This window comes from Pseudoalteromonas sp. OFAV1, from assembly GCF_021532595.1.
GTDB classification, from domain to species: Bacteria; Pseudomonadota; Gammaproteobacteria; order Enterobacterales; family Alteromonadaceae; genus Pseudoalteromonas; species Pseudoalteromonas lipolytica_C.
The window spans coordinates 41,047-56,003 of the sequence record NZ_JAKGBG010000032.1 but is presented as its reverse complement, the minus strand read 5'-3'; the positions used below and the strand labels follow the sequence as shown (position 1 = coordinate 56,003).

The following is a 14,957-nucleotide window of genomic DNA, read 5'->3' as shown; positions in this document are numbered from 1 at the left end:
GCAATGTCAAAAATCACCCGTGAAGGTGCAGAAAAAATCGTAACTTTTGCATACGAGCTAGCGGTACGTGAAGGCCGTAAAAAAGTAACGGCTGTTCACAAAGCTAACATCCTTAAATCAACATCTGGTTTATTCTTAAAAGTTGCACGTGAAGTAGCTGAGCGTTACCCGCAAATCGAATCAACAGAAATGATTGTTGATGCAACATGTATGAAACTAGTTATGACTCCTGATGAGTTTGATGTAATCGTTACTACAAACTTATTCGGTGATATCTTATCTGACCTATGTGCTGGTCTAGTTGGTGGTCTTGGTATGGCTCCTGGCGCAAACATTGGTGAAGATGCAGCTATCTTCGAAGCTGTACACGGTAGCGCACCAGACATCGCAGGTAAAAACCTTGCAAACCCAACTTCAGTGATCTTAGCATCAATCCAAATGCTAGAGCACTTAGGTATGGCTGACACTGCAGAGCGCATCCGCAGTGCAGTTGCAGATGTTATCAAAACAGGTGACCGCACAACGCGTGACCTTGGCGGCAGCCACGGCACTACAGACTTCACTCAAGCTGTAATTGAGCGTCTATAAGCGAATAATTGTTTAGGGCTTAAGACAACCTAACCCTTAAACACTCCCTACCCAAAGCCAGTCTAAGACTGGCTTTTTTATACCCTCAATTAATTGGACATCCACATTAATTAGACATCCATAACACACATAAAACTAGACACCCAACTTAATAGTTCTCACTTCTCAAAATTATGACTAAACTTACATAGTTCACTCATGGAGGAGAAGAACATGGCAACCCCTCGCAGAAACTTAATTAGCGTTTCAAACACACCCTATTATCACTGTATTTCACGCTGCGTTCGTCGCGCTTTTTTGTGTGGGCATGATCCACTAACAGGCCGCTCATATGAACATAGGCGGGATTGGGTTGAAAAGAAACTACTTCAACTTGGTCGGATATTTTGTATTGATATTTGCGCCTACGCAGTAATGAGTAATCACACACATCTGGTTCTGCACATTGATATAGCAAAAGCGAAGCGTTTAAGTAATAAAGCTATTTTGATTAGGTGGCACAAGTTATTCAACAGTACATTCCTATGCCAACGCTTCTTAAATGGCGAATTACTAACACAAGCAGAGCTCTCGGCGGTTAATGACAGAGTTAATTTATATCGAGAAAGGCTAAGTAGTATTAGTTGGTTTATGCGTGTTCTAAATGAGAGCATCGCGCGAAAAGCGAATCAAGAAGATGATTGCAAAGGGCGCTTTTGGGAAGGTCGCTTTAAATCGCAAGCCTTGCTTGATGACGCAGCACTTGCAGCTTGCCTTGCTTATGTTGACTTGAACCCTGTGAGAGCAAAAGCAGCTAATTTACCAGAGCAATCAGACTACACCAGTATAAAATCACGTATTGAGTCAGCTCAAAAAGCAAAGCAACCGAAAACACTTATGCGCTTTGCAGGTAAACTACGCAAACATATGCCTAAAGGACTCCCATTTGAACTTAAAACCTATTTACAACTTATTGATTGGACTGGCCATTCTATAAGAGAAGGTAAACCTGGTGTAATCCCCCTAGATGCAGCACCTATATTAGAAAGATTAAATATCTGCTCTGATAATTGGCTTACACTTACCACTTCCTTTACACGCTCATTTAAAAATACTGCAGGTAAAGAGCAAGCTATCACGGCTTATGCAAATAACATGAAACGAAAGCGAAGAAGCTCAATTACTAACAGCTTAGCTTTATTTGCTTAATTATAAATTAAACCTCCAGAATATAATTAATGAGCACAACCTCGTTGCAAACCTGAGGTAAGCACTCTTTACAACTAATGCTTAGCAAATTGTCCAAGAATAAACCAAATCCATCATTTTTAGTGTTAATTTGCATTTTAGTGGGCAAATATTATTCATACCTTAATATCCACACGCTCTTTTAGTTAAAGACCATATAGATTGTTAATTACGATTGAAAAATAAAACTGTGTGTCTTGTTTAGTTAAGTCGCGTATTGGCTGTAAGTAAAAGTTAAAGTGGGTGTCTTATTAAAAGAGTTTAAAAAGTGGATTTTACTAGGCTAAGTTATGCGTATCAGTGATAAGTACGCATTATCTATATGCAAAGCTCAACATTCATCACACAATCAATTTAATGCATAGTTACACCTGCAAAAACATAAAACCACACTTTAATTTGCAATAAAAACATACAAAAATGAAAATATAGAAAAATTAATGCAAAATAACACTTTTGCGGTTGACATCAGTTTCTAAAACACTTAAAAATACATCTAACATTTTTTAAACAACAGCCTTCTAGTCGGCTGTGATTTTTAGAAGAAATTAATAAACAATGAATATTAGCCGTCACCTTTTAGTCGTCAATGTACTCGTACTGGTCTTAGTAACAAGCCCAGCGGGAGTCTATTAAAAGGTGAAAGCACGCTTTTTAAAAAACCCCCGCCCTATGCGGGGGTTTTTTTATGCATTTATGCTTGCACACACAGAGGAATGAGGATGAGTACAACAGAATACAATGGATCCGAACTAGTTGTTCGGGCACTTAAAGAATTGAATGTAAAGTATATTTTTGGTTACCCTGGTGGTTCTGTACTTGATTTATACGACGCATTATTTCAGCAAGAAGATATTGAGCATATTTTAGTTCGACATGAGCAAGCCGCAACACATATGGCCGATGGCTATGCCAGAGCAACAGGTGACGTTGGTGTTGTTCTTGCCACCTCAGGTCCGGGTGCAACAAACTGTATTACGGGTATTGCAACCGCTTATATGGATTCTATTCCTATGGTGGTGCTTTCTGGGCAAGTGCCTACAGGTTTAATTGGTGACGATGCTTTCCAAGAAACAGATATTGTTGGTTGTTCTCGTCCAATCGTTAAACACAGTTACAACTGTCGCAGCGCTAAAGATATCCCTACTATTTTAGCTAAAGCATTTTACTTAGCGAGCACCGGACGCCCAGGCCCAGTTGTGGTTGAATTACCAAAGGATATGTTAAACCCTGAGCTTAAGTTTCCTTTTGAGTTTCCAAAAACAACTGAACTACGTACTTATAATCCAAATACCAAAGGTCATTCAAAACAAATTCGTAAAGCTGTCACAGCAATTTTAGAAGCGAAGAAATTAGTGATCTATTCTGGTGGCGGTATTATTTTATCAAATACCTCTGAGCAACTAACGCACTTGGTTGAATCATTAAACGCACCAATCACTAACACCTTAATGGGCCTAGGCGGTATCAGCGGCACTCACCCTAACTTTATTGGCATGTTAGGAATGCATGGTAGCCTTGAGGCAAATAAAGCCATGGCGAACGCGGATGTGATCTTAGCGCTAGGTGCACGATTTGATGATCGGGTTACGAATAACGTTAAAAAATTCTGCCCAAATGCAACCATAGTACATGTTGATGTCGATCCAACTTCAATCTCTAAAACAATTAAAGCGCATATCCCGGTTGTTGGCTGCTTAAAGACCGTACTCGAACAATTACAAGCGGCTATTGATAAGAGCTCAATATCGATAGACCGTTCTGCGCAAGAAGATTGGTGGCGACAAATCATCAGCTGGCGTGAGCAAAAATGCCTTAGCTACAGCACAGATGGCGATAAAATCAAACCACAAGCAGTTATCGAGGCAATTTACAAAGCAACCAATGGCGATGCTTACATCAGCTCTGACGTAGGCCAGCATCAAATGTTTGCAGCTCAATATTATCCATTTAAACATCCTCGCCAATGGATTAATTCTGGTGGTTTAGGCACCATGGGTTTTGGTCTACCAGCGGCAATGGGCGTTAAGCTTGCTTTTCCTGACAAAGAGTCAATCTGTGTAACTGGTGATGGTTCAATCCAAATGAACATTCAAGAGCTATCAACATGCTTACAATACAATTTAGCAGTAAAGGTTGTGTCGTTGAATAACCGCTCACTGGGCATGGTACGTCAATGGCAGGATATGATGTATTCAGGACGTCACTCATCTTCTTACATGGAATCACTTCCTGATTTCGTAAAATTAGTAGAAAGCTATGGCCATGTAGGTATTCGCGTTGATCATATTGATGAACTACAGCCTGCTATTGAAAAAGCCATGTCGATAAACGACAGACTGGTATTTTTAGATATCTGTGTTGATGAAAAAGAACATGTTTACCCAATGCAAATTAAGCTAGGGGCTGTAGATGATATGTGGTTACGTAAAGGAGTAAAAGCATAATGCGCCGTATTTTATCAATCTTATTAGAAAACGAACCTGGTTCACTATCGCGCATTGTTGGCTTATTTTCACAACGCGCTTATAACATCGACAGTTTGACTGTTGGTACAACTGACGATCATTCATTATCACGAATTACCATTACCACCATGGGTGATGATCGTATTGTTGAGCAAATCACCAAACAAGTTAATAAGCTAGTCGATGTACTAAAAATTATCGATCTAACTGAGATGGCACATATTGAGCGTGAACTGTTATTAGTTAAAGTATTCGCACAAGATGAGAATACACGTGCTGCTGTTACACGAGTTGTTGATGTATTCCAAGGGGCTATCTTAGATATGGGCCGTCACAGCTATACTCTGCAGCTTGTAGCGAGCACAGAGAAGGTTGAATCCTTCCTTGATACATTACGTCATGAAAGTGATTTGATTGAAGTAGTTCGCTCTGGCGCGGTTGGTATTGGTCGTGGTGATAAAGCGTTAAAGGCATAAGCCTTTTTCGCCACTTCGATTCAAATATAACAAATACAAAAAAAGGGCTATAAGCCCTTTTTTCAATATAAACCTAGTTACCCAATTATGGATTAACTTGGTCTTTAAGACCTTTACCCGCTTTAAAGCTTGGGATAGTTGCTGCTGCGATTTGAATTTCTGCACCAGTTTGTGGGTTACGGCCAGTACGCGCTGCACGCTCTTTTACTGAGAAAGTACCGAAACCAACTAATGCTACTGAGTTACCTTCTTTAAGAGAATTAGTAACTGCGCCAGTGAATGCATCTAGTGCACGCGTTGCTGCCGCTTTTGAGATTTCTGCATCAGTAGCAATTTTTTCAACTAATTGAGCTTTATTCATTGTTAGATTCCTATTCGTTATTATTTTGCCTTCGCAAAACCTATCTTTATGCATTTTTGAGAAGTTAGCAACAGCAAATTGCTATTTTTACGTAATTTGTTCAAAAATGACTACTATTTAACTATCAAAAACGAGGTTAGCGACGTTAATATTAATAAAGACTTAATTTAATCAACATCGCGAAGTTTTCTGGTAATTAAACGATTACTCGATTTTCTCGATAACTAAGGTTACTTCCCCGACCTCGATGCCAAACTTATCAATAGCAGTGCGGTTTATCAAGCGTGATTGTGTTACCAAGTACATCCAATCATCGAAATTTACCACTAAAGTACTATCATCATATGGAAGCTCGACAGAATATGTCCAATGGAACACACTGCCATTACTTTCACCTTTTGCTTCGCCAATAACATCTGATGCCGTACCTGTTATACTGCCATCATCATTAATGGTGATGTACCAAACACGTGTTTGCGTTTCACCGTCATCATAAACAAATTGCTCGTCAATCACGCCTTTGTTGCCATCCCAGCTTGCTTGCATGTCGACTACCAGCTTACGAGTTAATTCGCCTTTATGGTCCTGTACTACCCCATAGGCTTTTAGCTCACCACTAAAAAACTGCTTAAAGTTAAATTCAGGTTCTGTACCTCGATAATAATCAACATCGGGCGCAGAGCAGCTGGTAATTAACATTACCATAGCTAAAATAAGGATTGCTTTGAGTTTAATCATGTTTCCCTCCAATAAGCTGTTTGCGTAGTGATGGCTCAGAAGTCTCTGCGCTTAGCCAGATTGCTAAAAAGTTATCGGCAAACTTGTCATCATTTATCTGTCCAAGTGCCTTGCCATTAAAGTAAAAGGTCCCTATTGCCTGCTCATTTGTTTGAAACGTTAATGAATCGTTTTTAGAAATATCGGGCCATAAGTCCAACAGCTGTTTGTCGTAAGCCCCTACCATTTCATCTAAGCCTAAATGCTGCCATTGCTCGTTAGTGGCTTTAACAATGTCTTTGGCTTTAAAATCACGCAAATAGGTAAGTGTTAATTTACTAGGGTGTTGACCGAATGTGTAAGTGCCGTTGGGAGTCTCAAGTTTGGCGTTATAAACATCCCAAAATAAATACTCCATTTTAGCTTGGCCAACGGTTTTAAAACCATTTGCAGCAACATCTGCCATAAACAATGAGCACATAAATGCCGCTATAGTCATACACTGTTTCATCGTCTTATCCTAAAAAACTAGTTATGCAATGTTACGTAAAACCATCACTAACTGATCATTTAGCGGCTAAAAAACGCTTATTAAAGGTAATAATGCATACAAACATCGTTGCCCAGCCTAAACCGTAATACAGCCAAAAACTTACAACAGTCAGATCCGTGCTTAATACACCAAATCGTATACCTGCATAATAGCTAGCCGGAGCAAAGGCTAAACAAACCAACCAAGCGAAATACCAAGGAAGCTTTTGCAAAAACTGCATAGACGTATTAATGGTAAGTAATAGTGCAGCCCAAAGAAAAGCGAGCCATAGAGGCAATGGAGATACTTTATAATTAATTAGCTCAAAACCACTTGCAAGCCATTCATAGCCCAGCGCAATTGGTAGACCACATGCTAAAAGCAGTATGTCTTGCTTGCGTTGCTCTGATAAAAAAAGCATTAAACAAATAATAAAAGAGGCAGGGATTACCGCATCGCGCTCAAGGAGTAAGGCACTAAACCATACTCCTTGAAACAACACGAAATTAATAATCGAGCGCAATGCCATCGTCAGAGTGTCCAAATCGCGGTTTACGGGCTACGAGGTGCACAGTGCTTATTGCACGAGTTCTAAATGCACCTTCACAATAGGCTAGGTAAAACAACCATAAACGATAAAAGCGCTGATCAAACTTAACTTTATCAATTTCAGGCCAGCTGGCAACAAAGCGCTCTCGCCAATCAGCCAATGTTCTTGCATAGTGAACACCAATATCTTTTACACTATGTACCACCATGTCAGTTTGCTGTTTAATTTGCTTATTCATTTCGTCTAAGCAAGGGAGACAACCACCCGGGAAGATATACTGCTGAATGAAGTCAGAGTTTTTCAGGTAATGACTATAACGTTGATCAGCAATGGTAATGGCTTGGATCAGCATTGCGCCGCTGTCTTTCAACAAAGAGTGACATTTGGCAAAAAAGCCTGGTAAATATTCATGCCCAACAGCTTCAATCATTTCAATAGACACGAGCTTGTCGTATTTGCCCTCTAAGAGACGATAATCCTGCTTTAATAAGGTGATTTTATGCTCAAGATTTAGCTCTTTAACTTTTTCTTCAACATAGGCATATTGCTCATCTGAAATAGTTGTAGTCGTTACATGGCAGTCAAAATGCGTTGCCGCGTAAATCGCAAAGGCGCCCCACCCTGTGCCAATCTCAATTACTGAGTCACCTGGCTGTAGATCAACTTGCTCACAAATTAATGCCAGTTTGTGATCTTGGGCTTGTTCAAGAGTGGCTTGTTTTGAAGGGTACACGGCACATGAATACAACATTTCATCACTTAAAAATGCACTATAAAGGTCGTTACCTAAGTCATAATGCGCTGCGATATTTTTCTTAGAACCTTGAGCTGAATTTCGATTTCTAAAATGGTTTAAGCGATGAGCTATACCACTAAAAAAAGCGAATTTTTTCTCAAAAGCATCAAGCTCGTCTTGGTTTAAGGCAAATATTTCAATTAATTTAGTAAGGTTATCACAATCCCAGAAACCTAGAATGTAGGCTTCACCAGCGCCCACGCTTCCTGACAATGCAAACAATTTATACATAGCTGCATCGTTAACTGTAACAGTGGCGTGTATATCACTGGTTGTATCACCAAATTGTGTACGGTCATTTCCTTCAATTAAAGTAATGCGACCAATTTTGATGCTATTAAATGCACCTATTACTAATTTTTTGTATAGTTTTGCCACCCAACCTGTTGCTTGAGTCTCAGTCAAATTTGATACTTTTTCCATCACATCACCTAGTTTAATTCTCTTGTTTGCCCGAATGACCAATAAATGGCACACGTTTACAAAATAGTTTCAGCGCGTGAATATAAATACCTTTGAATATACTCAACGTCATTGCTGGAAACTGCTTGAGCACCGCACTCATCCTCTCTTTATTGAGTGGATGCTTTTGTAAACGTAGCGTTGCGTCAAACAAGAGTGTGTCGTCTTTTTTATTTTCAATATGAATCATGGTGTTATCAGGATTCATTCTGATATGCCAATAATAGTTCATATCTAAGTTCATGAAAGGTGATACGGAAAAAACCTTTTTAAAGTTCACTTTTTTTTCGAGCGGCACGACATAATAATGACGTTCATTCCACGGAGTATTACTTACTTCAGCAAGCATATGCGTGAAATTACCATCATTACTTTGGTAGAAAAAAAAGTTAACAGGACTGAAATATATTCCCATACAACGAAGTTGCCCAAGCATATACACTTTAGTAAAGGTTTGCTTTACACCTAATTCAGCTATCTTGGCGAGCGCACGTTGCTGTACTGATAGCTGCATGTTTGTCTGAAAATTAAAATAATCGCTTTGTTTAAACTTTAGAGGTTTAAAGCCTGAACAGCCCAGCCATGGGTGAATGTTATTAAGTTCTTCAGGCTGAGCTAAATCGACCCACATCATGTAAAGTGGGTATTTGAAATGATGTTTTTTAACTGCAAAACGTCGGTGTCTTACGTCACCGACATAAATGGCGCTATTCAAATTCAACCCCAAGCTGCTTTGCCACGTTGACCGCACTTCTTACACCATCTTCATGAAAGCCGTTATACCAATAAGCGCCACAGAAATAGCTATTATTTTTGCCGTCGATTAATGACTTTTGCTGCTGTGCGGCAATCGATTCTTTATTAAATACCGGATGGTGGTAGGTAAACTCGCGTAAAATTTTATCTTTATTGATACCGTCAAGGTGGTTAAGGGTTACACAAAATTGCGTGTCGCTTTGAATACCTTGCAGAATATTCATTTGATAAGTCACAACAGCCGCTTTGTCTGTGTTGTTATTCAACAAATAGTTCCAGCTAGCCCAAGCTGCCTTGCGTTTTGGCAACAACGCTGTATCAGTATGTAAAACCACTGAATTAGCAGTATAAGGAATGGCTGAAAGTACATTCTTTTCGTCTTCACTTGGGTCAAGTAATAACTTTAAAGCCTGATCAGAATGGCAAGCAAACACCACTTTGTCGAATATTTCACTATGACCATCATCAAAATGAACGTGAACACTGTCATCTTTTCGAGATACCGAGCTGATATTGCTATTTAAACGAATTTTATCAGCGAAGCCTTGGATCATGGGTTTAATGTATTCGCGAGAGCCACCCGGAATAACATACCACTGCGGACGATTAGTGATATCCAGCAAACCGTGGTTATAAAAAAACTTAACAAAAAACTCTACGCCAACTTGTGCCATTTCTTTAATACTGGTTGACCAAATAGCAGCGCCCATCGGCAAAATATAATGGAAGCGAAAGAACTCGTTAAAGTCATGCTCATCCAAAAACTCGCCTAATGTTTGATTGGCCTTGTAGTTTTGTTGTGCATGCAATGATTTACACACTTCATTGAAGCGCACTATGTCTTTTAAGAGTTTCCAAAACTTAGGACGAAAGATATTACGCTTTTGAGCGAACAAGCTCCAAAAAGTATGACCGTTATATTCAAAGCTCGTTTGCTCGTTATGCACACTAAAGCTCATTTGAGTTTTCTGACGCTCGACACCCAAACGCTTAAGTAATTTTTCAAAATATGGGTAAGTGCGGTCGTTAAATACAATAAAACCTGTGTCTACAGCGTATTCAACGCCATCAACCTTTACGTCAATGGTTGCAGTATGGCCACCTATGTAGTCGTTTTTCTCAAATACGGTTACATCGTAGTGCTTATGCAATAGGTGCGCACAGCTTAAACCCGCTATGCCAGATCCAATAACAGCCACTTTTTTCAACGTGATAATCCTTTTGCTAGCTTCAGCCAAAGTGGCGTAGGAAGCATTCTTAAAAATTTCAAAATGAAGGTAAAACGGTGCGGAAAGTGCACTTCTTTGCGCCTTTTCGCGACCCCTTTATAAATATAATTTGCCGCTTTTTCAGCACTCACCGCCATTGGCATTGGAAAGTCGTTTTTATCAGTCAGCGGCGTTTTAACAAAACCAGGGTGAACTAAAGTCACATCAACATCTTTTAAATCAACCGCTAAGCTATTAGCTAAATAACTTACACCGGCTTTAGACGCGCCATAAGCCTGGCTGCGCGGTAGCGGTAAGTAAGTCACACTAGAGCTTACAATCACCAGCTGACCACCGGATTTTATCTTTGGCAGTAATGCCTCAAGGCAATAGCCCATACTGAGTAGATTAGTGGTGATCACACGTTCGAATAAACTGCTATCAAAATTACGAGCATCATCAATATATTCACAATTGCCTGCATTTAAAATGACACGATCGAATTGTGTATAGGCGACTGTGCTCGAACGTATATCCTGAAGGTCTGTTGCATCAAATTGGCAAGACTCAATGTTTTGATGTTGGCTCAATTTAGCAAGCTTTTCTGTGTTCCTGCCGCATGCAATCACATGCTCATTATTGTCTGCGTATAGCTTTGCTAATGACTCGCCAATACCTGAAGTTGCGCCTGTAATTAATGTTGTCATTATGCACTCGCCCTTTTATCAATAAATTTAACAGCCGAGCCAAGTACAGGGATATGCCTGTAAAGCATAGCGCCTACGTCAAAATAATCGCGATGATTAATTATTTTATCACCAGCAAACTTTAAACGGCTATGACCTGCAACCGAGATTGCTTGCCCTTTATTGAGCTTGGGATGACGGTATTGCATGGTCCAGTAGATAAAGGCGGTATCATCGTTGCTCTGAGTATTTTCAGTAACATAGCTGTCTTCAATAACAAATTCGCAAGATATAACGTTAGCATAGAGGTTTTTGAAATACTCACGTAGCTCGCCAAGACCATTTACCGCATGCAAGGGATCTGCAAAGTGAATATCTGGATGATAGATTTCATCCAGTAGCTGTAAATTGTCTTTATTGAGTGTTTGATAAACATCAATAAATCTATCAAGGATCGCCTTGTCCATGTCACACCTTAAATGCGTTTAGCGCTCGCTCTCGCGCGGCTTTATGATCAACAATTGCTGGCCAATAACTGCTCGACTTACCCTGTTTCGCTAAATAATCATGCGGAAAATGGATTTGCTTTGCAGGTACTTTTTCCAACTCTGGTAGATATTTACGGATAAATTCACCATCTGGATCAAATCGCTCACTTTGGGTGATTGGATTGAAAATTCGAAAATACGGCTGAGCATCACATCCCGTACTTGCAGCCCATTGCCAGCCACCGTTGTTAGAGGCAAGGTCGCCGTCTATAAGGTGCTGCATAAAAAAGCGCTCGCCTTTACGCCAATCTATTAATAAGTGCTTAGTTAAAAAGCTTGCGACCACCATGCGCAAACGATTATGCATCCAACCAGTTTGCAGTAACTGCCTCATTGCAGCATCAACTAGTGGGTAGCCTGTTTTACCTTCGCACCACGCTTTAAAGTCGCTCTCATCATCACGCCATTTCACAGCGTTGTATTTATCATTGAAGTTGTCGTATTTACTTAGGCTTGGATAAATAGCAATAAGGTGACGATAAAACTCACGCCAAATCAATTCGTTAACCCAACAAAACAAGTTACTTTTGCTGCTACGTAGTACATCAGGATGGCGCTGCTGAATAAGTGCCAATAATTGCTGAACGCTAACAATACCCAAGGCTAAATATGGGCTTAATCCCGAAGTGCCTTTAATGCTTGGGATATCACGCTGGTCTTGATAAGTTGCTAGCTTTTCTTCAATAAAGCGTGCGCAAACGTGGCTGAGGGTATCATCATCAACAGGCCATTTTTCTGAGCTGCCGTCAGAGTCTAATAACTCATTTGGCTGCCATTCAATGGCCTCGAACATCTTAGGCGGCTCAGCAAAATAAAAGTGGGTGTCTTGATAAACTTTTAGCCATGCATTTTTAAATGGCGTGAATACTTTGAACATTTCGCCGCTTTGATTTTTGATGCTTCCAGGTGGCGCAATTACATCGCCGTCGTATGCATAAAAAGCAATATTTTTACTGTCAGCATGCTGTAAAAACGCTTTATCACGGTTTACTTCGTTAAGCTCATATTCGTTGTTAGCGTATACATTTTTTACCTGATGTTGCTCACAAAATGACGCTAATTTTTCAACGCACCCATCGTAATCAACCGCATCAATGACATATAATTTAATACCTTTACTGGCTAAAAGCTCACCTAAAAAGCCAAGCCTACGCTTTAGTAAATCAAGCTGTATAGTTGCCACATCATGTTTTTGCCATTGCTTTTCAGTAATAAAAAAAACTGCATTCTCGCAACCATTTTCGATTGCCTGATATAGTGCATCGTTATTAAAAAGGCGCAAATCGCGCCTAAACCAAAATAAAGTGTTCATTAAATTCCGTAGCGTAGTTTTAATTCGTTCGGATAGGGGTCTAGATAAACTTGTTTCGCCAAGTATTCATTTGGGTGAACTTTTAAATGATGCTTAATTAATGTCAGTGGAACATAAAGTGGTACGAGACCTTTACGGTATTCGTCAATTGCATCTCTTAGTTCTTGCTTTTCTATTTTAGAAAGTGACTTTTTGAAATAACCCTGTAAATGCATCAAGGTATTTGCATTGTTTTTGCGAGAAGCTGGTTTTTTGAGGGCTGTCATTAACCCTAGAATATATTCATCTGCCAAGGCTTGGATATCTTCACCATCAAAGGTGCCCAGTAAATTCCCTAAACTACGGTAAGCTTCGTAATTATGTGCCATCAATAAATACTTATATTGAGCATGGAACTGGGTCAGTCTATGAACTGTGAGTGGCTGCTCACATAGTGTTTGCCAATGCTTGTAGGTGTAAACGCGCATAACAAAGTTTTCGCGAAGATGCATATCGTTTAAACGACCGTTTTCTTCACAAGGCAACAATGGATTGTGCGCCATTATTTGCTCTGCAAAAAAGCCGACACCTTCTGAGGTGTTACCTGTACCCGCTTCGTTGTAGATTTTAATACGTTCCATACCGCAACTAGGGCTTTTGGCACAAAACACAAAGCCGCTTAACTCAGCGGTTTGCTCTGTTGCCACTCGTTTACCATATTCTGTTAGTTTAGGGCCAACATCGCCAGTACCATCAGGACGGCACACTTTAATGGTGTCGCCAACTCGCACTTGGCGAATCGTTGGTCTAGGGATTGGCAACCCTACCGCTACTTCAGGGCAAAACTTTTTATACTCAACATGGTTAGCCAACTCATCCATGCAAAAATTAGATTTTTTGTGTCCACTGTCAAAGCGAACTTTGTCGCCTGCTAAACAGGCGCTTAAACCAATTTTAATTGTCGATTGCTGCATATAAACTCTACTAATAGATTAGATTACCAATTGGATTTAGTAATTTACTAATACCTTTATTGAAGTGTAGGGCACTACTAACAACTGTAAAGCACAAGCACCCTTCAATTGTTTTTGGCGTGTGATTGTGGCGACCATCTAACATCATAAAGTCACCTGGAACATAGTGTCCGTCTTCATCACTAAACTCACCATCTAATAATAAAGTTAGCTCAAACCCCGTATGCGTGTGCTCAGGTATTTCACCACCCGCATCAATGTGCAATAGACTTGCTCGTAATGGGCCGTCGTCTAAATCAATGCGAGAGCGGGCAAGTTTACCTATTTGCATAAAGTTACTGTGACCAATACGCGTAAGTGCTCTAGGTAATGTGTAGGTTTTATCTTTAACATCAACCGATACCTGTGCTTGCTCGTATACCTCATCGATTGACTCGTCAGCTATGATGGCATCAAAAAGAGTTTTATCGAACATATGATCCATATCATTAGCAGATTCGATAAATATGTCGTCAGCATTTTTTGCCTCAAGCGCGGCTAACTCTTTTTGGCACACAGGACACATTTCAACATGAATAGCGACTGCAACACTCAAAGTGGCAGGTAAATTACCTTCACTGAACTTGGCAAGTAATTCGTTGCTAGGATGGTGCTTAATCATGGTGGTCTCCCATTTCATTGCGTAACTTCTGCAAGGCTAAGCGAAGACGGGACTTCACTGTGCCTACGGGAATATTTAAATGCTCAGCAAGTTGCTCTTGCGACATATCTTGAAAGTAAACGCCACGCACGACTTCACGTTGTGCAAGTGGTAATTTATCAAGGTATTGTTTAATTTGTTTATCTTCTAAGTGGTCACTAAATTCGTGTTGACCCGGCTGGGCTTCATCAATTAGAGGCCAAATATCTTCACTAATACACTCTTCTTTACTGCTCTTCATTTTTCTGAGCATGTCGAAAGATGCGTTACGCATCACGGTATAAACCCATGTCGTCGCCGCCCCTTTCTCTTTATGGTAAAGATGTGCTTTACGCCAAACTGAGGTTAACGTTTCTTGAACTAATTCCATTGCTTGTGCTTCAGAGCCGAATTGCTTTATCCCAAAACGTTTAATTTTTGGTGAGAAATATTGGAAAAGTATTGCAAACGCACGTTTATCACGGTGCGTAGCAACAGCAAATAATGCATCAGCAAGCTCTTTGCTTGGTGTATCTGGCATGGCAGAGTATTGACCTGTGTTAGGTTTACAACCTGTTTGAAGTTGTTGACTTACCATCTTTATGTCATCCAATTATTGTCGTTTGTAGTAATACGCC

The 14,957-nt window shown here is 40.0% G+C and carries 17 protein-coding genes; 4 read left to right on the top strand and 13 right to left on the bottom strand.

Annotated features, from left to right (window positions below):
* The 4 genes from L1267_RS16230 to ilvN form a co-directional block, all read left to right on the top strand.
* A partial coding sequence (locus L1267_RS16230; protein WP_235383436.1) for an isocitrate/isopropylmalate family dehydrogenase occupies positions 1 to 588 on the top strand: 588 nt, incomplete at its 5' end.
* Between the two features lie 213 nt (positions 589 to 801).
* Positions 802 to 1,776, top strand: a complete 975-nt coding sequence (locus L1267_RS16225; RefSeq protein ID WP_235383435.1) for a transposase — start codon at positions 802 to 804, stop codon at positions 1,774 to 1,776.
* Positions 1,777 to 2,537: 761 nt separating this feature from the next.
* Positions 2,538 to 4,262 (top strand): acetolactate synthase 3 large subunit, encoded by a 1,725-nt coding sequence (locus tag L1267_RS16220; protein WP_135926386.1) that lies wholly within the window; start codon positions 2,538 to 2,540, stop codon positions 4,260 to 4,262.
* Positions 4,262 to 4,759, top strand: coding sequence for an acetolactate synthase small subunit (gene ilvN, locus L1267_RS16215; RefSeq protein ID WP_135926385.1), 498 nt, complete (start codon positions 4,262 to 4,264; stop codon positions 4,757 to 4,759). The genes L1267_RS16220 and ilvN overlap by 1 nt, the downstream gene beginning before the upstream one ends.
* 85 nt (positions 4,760 to 4,844) lie before the next feature.
* On the opposite strand, the gene L1267_RS16210 is transcribed toward ilvN, so the two are convergent.
* The 13 genes from L1267_RS16210 to L1267_RS16150 form a co-directional block, all read right to left on the bottom strand.
* Positions 4,845 to 5,120: an HU family DNA-binding protein gene (locus L1267_RS16210; protein ID WP_036972004.1), complete on the bottom strand. Its 276-nt coding sequence runs from the start codon at positions 5,118 to 5,120 to the stop codon at positions 4,845 to 4,847.
* A 204-nt stretch (positions 5,121 to 5,324) separates the two neighbouring features.
* The gene (locus L1267_RS16205; RefSeq protein ID WP_138557710.1) at positions 5,325 to 5,858 is read right to left on the bottom strand and encodes a DUF3833 domain-containing protein; all 534 of its coding nucleotides are present in this window, start codon (positions 5,856 to 5,858) and stop codon (positions 5,325 to 5,327) included.
* Complete coding sequence (locus L1267_RS16200) at positions 5,851 to 6,348, bottom strand: chalcone isomerase family protein (RefSeq protein WP_235383434.1); 498 nt, start codon at positions 6,346 to 6,348, stop codon at positions 5,851 to 5,853. Before L1267_RS16200 ends, L1267_RS16205 begins: the two co-directional genes overlap by 8 nt.
* 55 nt (positions 6,349 to 6,403) lie before the next feature.
* A complete protein-coding gene (locus L1267_RS16195) occupies positions 6,404 to 6,898 on the bottom strand; it encodes a DUF2878 domain-containing protein (RefSeq protein WP_138557711.1) in 495 nt (164 codons plus the stop codon).
* A complete protein-coding gene (locus L1267_RS16190; protein WP_199527755.1) occupies positions 6,876 to 8,138 on the bottom strand; it encodes an SAM-dependent methyltransferase in 1,263 nt (420 codons plus the stop codon). Before L1267_RS16190 ends, L1267_RS16195 begins: the two co-directional genes overlap by 23 nt.
* Positions 8,139 to 8,151: 13 nt before the next feature.
* The gene (locus L1267_RS16185; protein WP_199527756.1) at positions 8,152 to 8,892 is read right to left on the bottom strand and encodes a DUF1365 domain-containing protein; all 741 of its coding nucleotides are present in this window, start codon (positions 8,890 to 8,892) and stop codon (positions 8,152 to 8,154) included.
* Positions 8,885 to 10,141, bottom strand: a complete 1,257-nt coding sequence (locus tag L1267_RS16180; RefSeq protein WP_235383433.1) for an NAD(P)/FAD-dependent oxidoreductase — start codon at positions 10,139 to 10,141, stop codon at positions 8,885 to 8,887. Before L1267_RS16180 ends, L1267_RS16185 begins: the two co-directional genes overlap by 8 nt.
* Positions 10,138 to 10,848, bottom strand: coding sequence for an SDR family NAD(P)-dependent oxidoreductase (locus L1267_RS16175; protein ID WP_235383432.1), 711 nt, complete (start codon positions 10,846 to 10,848; stop codon positions 10,138 to 10,140). Before L1267_RS16175 ends, L1267_RS16180 begins: the two co-directional genes overlap by 4 nt.
* Positions 10,848 to 11,294, bottom strand: a complete 447-nt coding sequence (locus tag L1267_RS16170; protein WP_235383431.1) for a nuclear transport factor 2 family protein — start codon at positions 11,292 to 11,294, stop codon at positions 10,848 to 10,850. Before L1267_RS16170 ends, L1267_RS16175 begins: the two co-directional genes overlap by 1 nt.
* Before the next feature lies 1 nt (position 11,295).
* A complete protein-coding gene (phrB, locus tag L1267_RS16165) occupies positions 11,296 to 12,687 on the bottom strand; it encodes a deoxyribodipyrimidine photo-lyase (protein WP_235383430.1) in 1,392 nt (463 codons plus the stop codon).
* Positions 12,687 to 13,640: a YbgA family protein gene (locus tag L1267_RS16160; protein ID WP_135926376.1), complete on the bottom strand. Its 954-nt coding sequence runs from the start codon at positions 13,638 to 13,640 to the stop codon at positions 12,687 to 12,689. Before L1267_RS16160 ends, phrB begins: the two co-directional genes overlap by 1 nt.
* Positions 13,641 to 13,650: 10 nt before the next feature.
* Positions 13,651 to 14,301: a ChrR family anti-sigma-E factor gene (locus tag L1267_RS16155; RefSeq protein ID WP_235383429.1), complete on the bottom strand. Its 651-nt coding sequence runs from the start codon at positions 14,299 to 14,301 to the stop codon at positions 13,651 to 13,653.
* Positions 14,294 to 14,917, bottom strand: coding sequence for a sigma-70 family RNA polymerase sigma factor (locus L1267_RS16150; protein WP_135926374.1), 624 nt, complete (start codon positions 14,915 to 14,917; stop codon positions 14,294 to 14,296). The genes L1267_RS16155 and L1267_RS16150 overlap by 8 nt, the downstream gene beginning before the upstream one ends.
* Between the last annotated feature and the right edge of the window lie 40 nt (positions 14,918 to 14,957).

What these genes read in the sequence shown, in the direction of transcription:
- L1267_RS16220 (WP_135926386.1), top strand. Translation starts at nt 2,538, where the DNA reads ATGAGTACAACAGAATACAATGGATCCGAACTAGTTGTTCGGGCACTT.
- L1267_RS16225 (WP_235383435.1), top strand. Translation starts at nt 802, where the DNA reads ATGGCAACCCCTCGCAGAAACTTAATTAGCGTTTCAAACACACCCTAT.
- L1267_RS16175 (WP_235383432.1), bottom strand. Translation starts at nt 10,848, where the DNA reads ATGACAACATTAATTACAGGCGCAACTTCAGGTATTGGCGAGTCATTA.
- L1267_RS16155 (WP_235383429.1), bottom strand. Translation starts at nt 14,301, where the DNA reads ATGATTAAGCACCATCCTAGCAACGAATTACTTGCCAAGTTCAGTGAA.
- phrB (WP_235383430.1), bottom strand. Translation starts at nt 12,687, where the DNA reads ATGAACACTTTATTTTGGTTTAGGCGCGATTTGCGCCTTTTTAATAAC.
- L1267_RS16205 (WP_138557710.1), bottom strand. Translation starts at nt 5,858, where the DNA reads ATGATTAAACTCAAAGCAATCCTTATTTTAGCTATGGTAATGTTAATT.
- ilvN (WP_135926385.1), top strand. Translation starts at nt 4,262, where the DNA reads ATGCGCCGTATTTTATCAATCTTATTAGAAAACGAACCTGGTTCACTA.
- L1267_RS16150 (WP_135926374.1), bottom strand. Translation starts at nt 14,917, where the DNA reads ATGGTAAGTCAACAACTTCAAACAGGTTGTAAACCTAACACAGGTCAA.
- L1267_RS16200 (WP_235383434.1), bottom strand. Translation starts at nt 6,348, where the DNA reads ATGAAACAGTGTATGACTATAGCGGCATTTATGTGCTCATTGTTTATG.
- L1267_RS16210 (WP_036972004.1), bottom strand. Translation starts at nt 5,120, where the DNA reads ATGAATAAAGCTCAATTAGTTGAAAAAATTGCTACTGATGCAGAAATC.
- L1267_RS16195 (WP_138557711.1), bottom strand. Translation starts at nt 6,898, where the DNA reads ATGGCATTGCGCTCGATTATTAATTTCGTGTTGTTTCAAGGAGTATGG.
- L1267_RS16170 (WP_235383431.1), bottom strand. Translation starts at nt 11,294, where the DNA reads ATGGACAAGGCGATCCTTGATAGATTTATTGATGTTTATCAAACACTC.
- L1267_RS16190 (WP_199527755.1), bottom strand. Translation starts at nt 8,138, where the DNA reads ATGGAAAAAGTATCAAATTTGACTGAGACTCAAGCAACAGGTTGGGTG.
- L1267_RS16160 (WP_135926376.1), bottom strand. Translation starts at nt 13,640, where the DNA reads ATGCAGCAATCGACAATTAAAATTGGTTTAAGCGCCTGTTTAGCAGGC.